Below are 8,894 nucleotides of genomic sequence, written 5' to 3' on the forward strand. Positions count from 1 at the left end.
CACAGCAATATTTGAGGTTCATTTGACCTTGTGCTGAGGCAAGCGTGATGCGGAGCCGACAACACTCGAGTCATGAACAAATCAGCACTCACCTCACGCACCTCGCTCGTGCAGAGGTCACGCAGGCACTTCGCCGCCTTCGCCGCGACCGGCGTCGTCCTGGCAGGTGGGCTCGCAGGCCTCACCGCTCATGCCGACCCCTCCTCGGCGTCGACCACGGGCTCGACACCCAGCTCGACACCGTCCGGGGCGACACCAACGGGGACGACACCGTCCGGGGCACCACCGTCCGGGGTGACACCGTCTGCCAGCTCATCATCCGGCAGCTCATCATCCGGCAGCTCATCATCCGGCAGCTCCTTGTCCGACAGCGGCAGCGGCGTCGGCAGCTCGACCAGCTCGGCTCCGAGCGACGGAAAGAGCAACGCGTCATGAGCGCCACCGCGATGTGGACCGACTGGTCGTGCCAGGTCCGTCTCACCATCGACCGCCCTGACTTCTTGGCGGACGCGCGCAAGCACCTCGTCCTGCTCATGGACGACGTGGCCAAGTCGGCCAACCGGTTCCGACCCGACTCCGACATCTCTCGGATCAACGGCTCCGCCGGCCGGATGGTGCCGGTCAGCGGCCGCACGATCGGCCTGCTCGAGACTGCTCTCGACGCTGCCGCCGTCACGGGAGGCGCTGTCGACCCCACCGTCGGGGCCCACGTGAGGCGGGCCGGGTACGACGCCGACATCGACATCGTCAGGGCGGTCACCCGACCGGCAAAGGACGACACCCTTCCCCAGGCTGACTGGACGAGCGTGCAAATCAACCACTCCCTCTCGCTCGCCGGCATCCCTCGAGGCCTCCAGCTCGATCTCGGGGCCAGCGCCAAGGCGTGGACGGCGGACGTCGCCGCGCACGCGATCGCCGGGATGCTCGGCACGGCTGTCCTGGTCGAGATCGGCGGCGACGTCAGTGTCGCCGGCCGCCGCGAATGCCCGTGGCAGATCCAGGTGAGCGAGCAGACCGGCGAGCCCGGACAGCGGGTGGCGGTCAGCCGCGGCGGCGTGGCCACCTCCTCCACCGCCGCCCGCAGGTGGAGGACGACGGCCGGCGAGGCCCACCACATCATCGATCCGCGAACCGGCCGCCCGTCGTCCGGGCCGTGGCGCACCGCCACGGTCTGGGCACCGACGGCGGTGGAGGCGAACACCTCCAGCACGGCCGCTCTGATCCTCGGCGACGAGGCAGTGGCCTATCTCGAGGACACGCACGTCGCCGCCCGGCTGGTCGACAACAGCGGTCGTGTCCGGGTGACCTGCGAGTGGCCGGCCGAGGCTGAGGCCGCCTGATGACGCTCTGGTACCTGGCTCGCGCCACCGGGTTCGTCGCGCTGATCGCGTTCACCGCCTCGACCGCACTCGGCGCGCTGTCGGCGGTCAGCGGGGGCTCGGGGGCCCGTGCGCTCGACAACCGCTACCTGCGCCAGATGGCGCATCGCTCCGCCGCTGTGACCGGTCTGTTGATGCTGGCCGTCCACGTCACGCTGCTCGTCCTCGACGTCTTTGTCAACGTCTCCCTGACCGGCGCCCTGATTCCCTTCACCGCCGGCTACCGACCCGTTGCGCTCGGTCTGAGCTCGATGGCGGTCTACCTCTTCATCGTGGCGGCCGTCTCGGGCGCCGCCCGGGGCCGGCTCTCAACCTCCGCCCGGGCGGCCCGCACGTGGCGCCGCGTCCACGTCGCCGCGTACGTCGGCTGGGCACTGTCGATGGGACACGGTCTCCTCGCCGGGAGCGACACCGGGGCCCTGTGGTCCAGCGCTCTCTACGTGGCCTGCGGTTCGGCCGTGGTGGCCGCCGTCGCGATTCGGCTGCACGCGCTGGGCGACCACCGGGCCAACCCGCTCGTCTCGGCTCGCACCCGTGCGCTCGCCGCACCCAGGAGCACCCCATGACCCTGATCCGTGAAGCAGCAGCGCCGGCCACGACGACGGTGAGCGTCCTGGGAACGCCACGACTGCTCGCCGGGGTCGTCGAGGGTGGGCGGGTCGACCTGGCACACCACCGGGCCTTGCACGGCGACCTGGTGCTCCGTCGTCGGACGTGGCTGTCGGGCGCACTTCACGACGTCAACCTGCTCGGACGGGGTGGTGCCGCATTTCCCGTCGCCGCCAAGCTCGACGCGATGCCGCTCGGTCGGGTCAACATCGTTGTCAACGGCAGCGAGGGCGAGCCGGCAAGCCGCAAGGATCGCGTGCTGATGACATGTGCACCGCACCTCGTGATCGACGGTGCCGTGGTGGCGGCACATGCCCTCGGCGCACGCGATGTCACGATCGTCATCCACGACGCCGCAGCACACGAGTCCGTCCGGCTCGCCGCCCTCGAGCGCAGCGATGTCGCCGGCATGCGGATCGTCCGCACGCACGACGGCTTCGTGGGTGGCGAGATCCGCTCGGTGATCAATGGTCTCAACGGGGCTGCGGCCATTCCCGGCGGTCGCCGCACCCTGCCTCACGTCCGCGGCGTCGGTGGAGCGCCGAGCTTCGCTTCCAACGTCGAGACATTCGCCCATCTCGCCCTGGTGGCCCTGCTGGGAGTCGACGGCTACGCCCGCACCGGTTCGACCGCCGAACCGGGCACCAGCCTGCTGACGTTGATCGGTGACGTCGCCACGCCGGGTGTCGTGGAGGTGCCCAACGGCGTCCCCCTCGGCATGCTGTTCGCCGGGCAGCCCGACGCGCCTGTGCTGATCGGTGGCTACCACGGCACCTGGGTGCGTGGGGTCGCCGGGCTCGTCGTCGAACGCGCCTCCCTGAGGGCCGCCGGCTCGCCGCTCGGGGCGGGCGTCATCGCCCGGCCGTACGCGGGCACCTGCGTCCTCGACGAGGTCGTGCGAGTGAGCCGCTGGCTCGCCTCGGAGTCGTCCGGGCAGTGCGGCCCCTGCTTCTTCGGCCTGCCAGCACTGTCCGACGACATGGCGGCTCTCGCGGTCGGCGCCGGCACCGACCGGCTGGCCTCGCTCACGCGCCGTGTCAACCTCGTCCGCGGACGCGGCGCCTGTGCCCATCCGGACGGATCGGTGCAGTTCATCTCCTCCGCCGTCCGCACTCTCGGCGACGAGCTCGAGACGCACGCCCGGCATGGTTCCTGCGGCCGGCCGGCGTCCACCGTGCTGCCGCTGCCAGCAGGTGGGTCATGAGCTCGATCGAGGTCGACTGGACCCGTTGCGACGCCCACGGCTTGTGCTCCCGACTGCTGCCGGAGGTGATCACCCTCGACGAGTGGGGCTACCCGGTGATCGACGGATCGGATCTCGATCGCGACCTCGTGCGGGCGGCGCGCAAGACAGCGATGGCGTGTCCGGCGCTGGCGCTGAGGGTCGAGCGCAGACCCTGATTGTCGTGGTCCACACCGGGGTCACCAGCCGCACAGGTGCCACCATCGTGGCCGACCAGCGTCCGTCAACCGATCAGGCGTCCTGATCGGGTCGGGCAGCATCTTCAGCAGCCCACCGAATCTTGTCCTCCTCGATGCGCCGACCGAGGAAGAACGCCCCGAACCACAGTGCGGCGAACATCACCCCGACGAAGAACATCACCGACACGAGGAAACCGAGCGAGATCGCAGCCAGCTGGAGCACGTGCCCGACCAGATAGGCCTGCGGCCGTCGCAGCGAGCCGGCCGTGAGGATGCACAGCAGCGCGAGCCCCAGGCCGAGCGTCAGCGCGAGCGGCGTGCTGACGTCCTCGACCGAGATCATGACCGGCACCGCGAGCGCCAGGATGATGGCCTCGAGAGTCAGCATCGCGGCGCACATGCCTCTCATGTGGCGAGTCCCCTCATGTGGTGAGTCCCCTCATGACGGCTTGCCTCCGAACAGGACGCGGGCCTCGCCCACCGTGATCACAGACCCGGTGACGAGCACCCCTCCGCTGCCGATGGCGTCGTCGTGGCCCTCCGCGGCGTCGGCCTTTTGCACCGCCCGTTCGAGGGCGTCGTCGAGGCGTGACACGACCGTGACGCGCTCCTCGCCGAAGATGTCGGCTGCCCTCTCGCCGAGCTCCGCGGCGGGCATCGATCGGGGCGTGCTGTTCTGCGTGCAGACGATCTCGGCCATGACGGGCTCGAAGATCCGCAGCATCTCCTCGACGTCCTTGTCGGCCATGACACCGATGACGCCGATCAGCGGGCTGAGCGTGAAGGCGTCCTGGACCGCGGCGACAGTGGCGAGCGCACCGTGCGGGTTGTGCGCGGCGTCGAGCAGAACCGTCGGGCTGCGCCGGACCACCTCGAGCCGGCCGGGAGCGGTGACCTGGCTGAAGGCCTCCCGGACGAGGTCGACGTCGAGCTGCTTGCTCCCGGTGAACGCCTCGACCGCGGCGAGGGCGTACGAGGCGTTGTGCGCCTGGTGTGCCCCGTGCAGCGGGAGGTAGATGTCGCCGTACTCGCCGGCCAGTCCCTGCAGGTCGACCTGCTGCCCGCCGAGCGCGTTGGTCCGTGAATTGACGCCGAAGTCGATGCCTTCCCTCAGCGCCACCGATCCGACGTCGACCGCGCGGCGCATCAGGACATCCATCACCTCGGGATCCTGGTCGGCCACGACACAGTGAGACCCAGCCTTGATGATGCCGGCCTTCTCGACGGCGATGATCTCGGGGCGGTCGCCGAGATAACGCTCGTGGTCAACACCGATCGGGGTGATGACTGCGACCTGCCCGTCGGCGACATTCGTGGCGTCCCACGATCCGCCCATGCCGACCTCGATGACGGCGGCGTCGACGGGTGCATCGGCGAACGCGGCGAAGGCCATCGCGGTGATCGTCTCGAAGTAGGACAGCGGGTGCGCCGACGAGTCGTCGACGATCTGCGCGTAGGCGGCGACGTCGGCGAACGCGTCGACGAACAACCCCTCCGACAACGGCACGCCGTCAAGGCAGATGCGTTCGGTCATGGACTGCAGGTGCGGACTCGTGAACCGGCCGGTGCGCAGGTCGAGCGCCCGCAAAAGCGTGTCGACCATGCGGCTCGTCGACGTCTTTCCGTTGGTGCCTGTCACGTGGATCACGGGGTAGGCGCGCTGCGGGTCGCCGAGGAGTCGGCAGAGAGCAGCGATGCGGTCGAGGGAGGGTTCGAGCCGGGTCTCGGGCCAACGGCCGAGGAGCGCGCGCTCGACCTCCGTGTACGTGGGTGTCATCAGTTCCAGTATCGCAGGAAGTCAGGGTGATCTCCGATGCGCATGGCCCCGCCCCTTCCGACATGATGGTGTCGACGCACCGCCCCGCACGCCATGAGCACGATCGAGGAGAACCCTCATGCACCGTTCAGTCGCCGGTTGGATCACCCACCGCAAGATGAAGTATGTCGTCATCGTCGCGTGGGTCGTCGGTCTTGTGCTTCTCGGTCCGCTCGCGGGAAAGCTCGGCGACGTGCAGAAGAACGACCAGAAGTCCTTCCTGCCCAGCAGCGCCGAGTCGACCATGGTCCTCGACATTCAGTCGACATTCGGCTCGGCGAACACCATCCCGGCCGTGGTCCTCTACGAGAGCAACAGCACGCTCACCCCGCAGGACCTCACCGCGATCGGCAGTGACGTCAAGAAGTTCACTGCGCGCGAGGACCTCGACATCAAGCAGGGCGAGCAGGGGGTGGCCGGGCCCATCCCGTCCAAGGACGGCAAGGCAGCGCAGATCATCGTGTTCCTCGACCTCGGGGTGAACGGCTTCGACAAGGTCGGCCCCGCGCTCAAGACGCTCTCGGCGACGGCCAAGGACGGCAAGGGCGACCTGACGGTGCAGCTCACCGGACCCGCCGCACAGGCTGAGGACTTCTCCAAGGCCTTCCAGGGCATCGACACCACCCTGCTGTTCGCGGCCGGCGGAGTCGTCATCGTCCTGCTGCTCCTCACCTATCGCAGCCCCATCCTCTGGCTGCTTCCTGTCATCAGTGCAGCAGTGGCCCTCGGGCTCGCCCAGTCAGCGGTCTACCTGCTGGCGAAGTACGGCGGTCTCACCGTCAACGGGCAGAGCGCTGGCATTCTCACGGTGCTGGTGTTCGGCGCCGGCACCGACTACGCCTTGCTCATCGTGGCCAGGTACAGGGAAGAGCTCCGTCTCCACGAAGATCGGCACGAGGCGATGGGCAAGGCCCTGCACCGGGCCGGGCCCGCCGTCATCGCCAGTGGCGCGACCGTGATCGTGGGGCTGCTCTGCCTCCTGCTGGCTGAGATCAACTCCACCCGCGGGCTCGGCCCCGTGACCGCCATCGGCATCACGGTCGGTCTGCTTGTCATGCTGACGCTGCTGCCGGCGCTTCTCGTGCTGCTGGGCCGGTGGGTGTTCTGGCCGCGCATCCCACACTTTGGCGACGCCGAGCCCAACGACACCGGCATCTGGTCGCGCGTCGGCAAGGGCATCGCGAGGGGCCCTCGAGCCACGTGGATCGGCACCACCGTCGTGCTCCTCGCACTCACGGCCGGGCTCTTTTCGCTCGACGCCACGGGGCTCACCAACAAGGAGCAGTTCACCACCACCCAGCCGTCCGTCCTCGGGGAGGAGGCGCTCGCCAAGCACTTCCCCGGGGGTGCCGGCTCGCCCGTCGTCGTGGTGTCCAAGGTCGACGCCGCCGACGACGTGTCCGCTGCCTTCCGGGCCGTCAAGGGCATCGTGCCCGGTTCAGTCGTCACGATCGACCAGAACGCCACGTACGCCCTCCTCGAGGGCACTCTCACCGGCGCACCCGACACCAGGGCGGCGTTCGACACCGTCGACCAGACCCGGGCCGCCGTGTCGAAGATCGGCGCGGCCGACGCGCTGGTCGGCGGCACCACGGCGATCAACGCCGATGTGCAGAAGCTCTCGGGTGGAGACAATCGGCTCATCATCCCCGTCATCCTGCTCGCGGTTTTCCTCATCTTGGGGCTCCTGCTGCGTGCCATCGTGGCCCCGGTCATCCTGATCGTGACGGTCGTCCTGTCCTTCGCCTCGGCGCTGGGCGTGAGCGCCCTGGTCTTCGAGCACATCTTCGGCTTCGGAGGGGCCGACACCTCGTTCCCGTTGTTCGTCTTCGTGTTCCTCGTGGCGCTGGGCATCGACTACAACATCTTCCTCATGACGCGCGTGCGGGAAGAGACTCTGCAGATCGGCACGCGCAGAGGGGCGCTCGTCGCCCTCTCGGCGACCGGAGGCGTGATCACGTCCGCGGGGCTGGTGCTGGCTGGCACCTTCGCCGTCCTCGCGACCCTGCCACTGGTGTTCCTGGCCGAGCTGGGTTTCGCGGTGGCGTTCGGCGTCCTTCTCGACACCATCATCGTGCGCGCCGTGCTGGTCACCGCACTCAATCTCGACCTCGGCCGGTGGATGTGGTGGCCAAGCGCGCTCTGGCGCACCGATGGCCCGGGCCACCTGGCGACGCCTGATCATGCGGCTGACCCCGTCGACACGTCGCACGACCCGATCCACCCGGCATAGGTCCCATCGGCGACGGAGGGCCGATCGAGGCCCCGCCCTCCCCCGCCTAGACTGTTGCCTCGTGACCAGCCCCTCCGCCTCCGGCGTTCCCGAGAAGCCCGTCCTCGAAGGTCTCGAGGCCACCTGGTCCGCGCGCTGGGCCGAGCAGCAGACCTACGCCTTCGACCGCACGAAGACCCGCGAGCAGGTCTTTTCGATCGACACACCACCCCCCACCGTCTCGGGGTCCCTGCACGTCGGTCACGTGTTCTCGTACACGCACACCGACCTGATTGCGCGCTACCAGCGCATGCGCGGCAAGGAAGTCTTCTATCCGATGGGTTGGGACGACAACGGCCTGCCGACCGAGCGTCGGGTGCAGAACTATTTCGGCGTCCGATGCGACCCATCACTGCCTTACCAGGCGGACTACACACCTCCGGAGACCCCGGATCCGAAGAGGCAGATGCCGGTCAGCCGGCAGAACTTCATCGAGCTGTGCAACCAGCTGGTCGTGGAGGACGAGAAGGTCTTCGAGCAGCTGTGGCGCACCCTCGGCCTGAGTGTCGACTGGAGCCAGACCTACACCACGATCAGCGACGAGTCGCGCACCACCTCCCAGCGCGCCTTCCTGCGCAACCTCGCACGTGGCGAGGCGTACCAGCAGGATGCTCCGACCCTGTGGGACGTGACGTTCCAGACGGCTGTCGCGCAGGCCGAGCTCGAGGCGCGCGAATACCCCGGCGCCTACCACCGCGTGGCGTTCCACGGCGCCGACGGACCGGTCTTCATCGAGACCACGCGTCCCGAGCTCATCGGTGCGTGTGTCGCGTTGATCGCCCACCCTGATGACGAGCGCTACCAGACCCTGTTCGGCACCACTGTGCGGTCGCCGCTGTTCGACGTCGAGATCCCGGTCGTCGCCCATCCCGCGGCAGAGATGGACAAGGGATCCGGCCTCGTCATGTGCTGCACGTTCGGCGACCTCACCGACGTCATCTGGTGGCGCGAGCTGCAGCTGCCCAACCGTACGATCATCGGACGCGACGGTCGGGTGCTGCCCGACGTGCCGGAATGGGTCGAGACCGAGGAGGGCCGGGCCCTCTACCACGAGCTTGCCGGCAAGACCACGTACACGGCCCGTGAGCTGACGGTGGCCGCGCTGGTCGAGTCCGGCGACCTCGACGGCGAGCCGAAGCCGACCCAGCGCATGGCCAACTTCTTCGAGAAGGGTGACAAGCCACTCGAGATCGTGTCGACGCGCCAGTGGTACCTCACCAACGGCGGACGCGATGCCGAGCTGCGCAAGGCCTTGGTGGCGCGCGGTGACGAGATCAACTGGGTTCCCGCCTACATGCAGTCGCGACTGACCAACTGGATAGACGGCCTCAACGGCGACTGGCTCGTCTCGCGCCAGCGCTTCTTCGGCATCCCGTTCCCGGTCTGGTACCGCCTC

The 8,894-nt window shown here is 68.7% G+C and carries 9 protein-coding genes; 6 read left to right on the plus strand and 3 right to left on the minus strand.

Annotated features, from left to right (window positions below):
* Positions 1-188: 188 nt before the first annotated feature.
* Positions 189-425 (minus strand): hypothetical protein, encoded by a 237-nt coding sequence (locus tag H7290_RS19125; RefSeq protein ID WP_290515612.1) that lies wholly within the window; start codon positions 423-425, stop codon positions 189-191.
* Positions 426-431: 6 nt separating this feature from the next.
* Here H7290_RS19125 and H7290_RS19130 point away from each other — a divergent pair, with 6 nt between their 5' ends.
* From H7290_RS19130 to H7290_RS19145, 4 genes are read left to right on the plus strand one after another with little or no spacing between them, the layout of a single operon-like run.
* Complete coding sequence (locus H7290_RS19130) at positions 432-1,340, plus strand: FAD:protein FMN transferase (RefSeq protein WP_290515613.1); 909 nt, start codon at positions 432-434, stop codon at positions 1,338-1,340.
* Positions 1,340-1,945, plus strand: a complete 606-nt coding sequence (locus tag H7290_RS19135; RefSeq protein WP_290515614.1) for a hypothetical protein — start codon at positions 1,340-1,342, stop codon at positions 1,943-1,945. The genes H7290_RS19130 and H7290_RS19135 overlap by 1 nt, the downstream gene beginning before the upstream one ends.
* The gene (locus tag H7290_RS19140; protein WP_290515615.1) at positions 1,942-3,192 is read left to right on the plus strand and encodes an NADH-ubiquinone oxidoreductase-F iron-sulfur binding region domain-containing protein; all 1,251 of its coding nucleotides are present in this window, start codon (positions 1,942-1,944) and stop codon (positions 3,190-3,192) included. Before H7290_RS19135 ends, H7290_RS19140 begins: the two co-directional genes overlap by 4 nt.
* Entirely contained in the window at positions 3,189-3,389 is a 201-nt protein-coding gene (locus tag H7290_RS19145) for a ferredoxin (RefSeq protein WP_290515616.1), read from the plus strand. Before H7290_RS19140 ends, H7290_RS19145 begins: the two co-directional genes overlap by 4 nt.
* A gap of 73 nt (positions 3,390-3,462) precedes the next feature.
* Here the strand turns inward: H7290_RS19145 and H7290_RS19150 are convergent, their stop codons facing one another.
* Together H7290_RS19150 and H7290_RS19155 are read right to left on the minus strand one after the other, a co-directional pair.
* Positions 3,463-3,819, minus strand: a complete 357-nt coding sequence (locus H7290_RS19150) for a DUF4233 domain-containing protein (RefSeq protein WP_290515617.1) — start codon at positions 3,817-3,819, stop codon at positions 3,463-3,465.
* A 30-nt stretch (positions 3,820-3,849) separates the two neighbouring features.
* Positions 3,850-5,187, minus strand: a complete 1,338-nt coding sequence (locus tag H7290_RS19155; protein ID WP_290515618.1) for a folylpolyglutamate synthase/dihydrofolate synthase family protein — start codon at positions 5,185-5,187, stop codon at positions 3,850-3,852.
* Between the two features lie 118 nt (positions 5,188-5,305).
* On the opposite strand from H7290_RS19155, the gene H7290_RS19160 reads away from it, so the two are divergent.
* Both H7290_RS19160 and H7290_RS19165 read left to right on the plus strand, forming a co-directional pair.
* On the plus strand, positions 5,306-7,459 hold the full coding sequence (locus tag H7290_RS19160; protein ID WP_290515619.1) for an MMPL family transporter: 2,154 nt from the start codon (positions 5,306-5,308) through the stop codon (positions 7,457-7,459).
* A 61-nt stretch (positions 7,460-7,520) separates the two neighbouring features.
* A partial coding sequence (locus H7290_RS19165; RefSeq protein WP_290515620.1) for a class I tRNA ligase family protein occupies positions 7,521-8,894 on the plus strand: 1,374 nt, incomplete at its 3' end.

The organism is Aeromicrobium sp., assembly GCF_014378035.1.
Lineage (GTDB): Bacteria > Actinomycetota > Actinomycetes > Propionibacteriales > Nocardioidaceae > Aeromicrobium.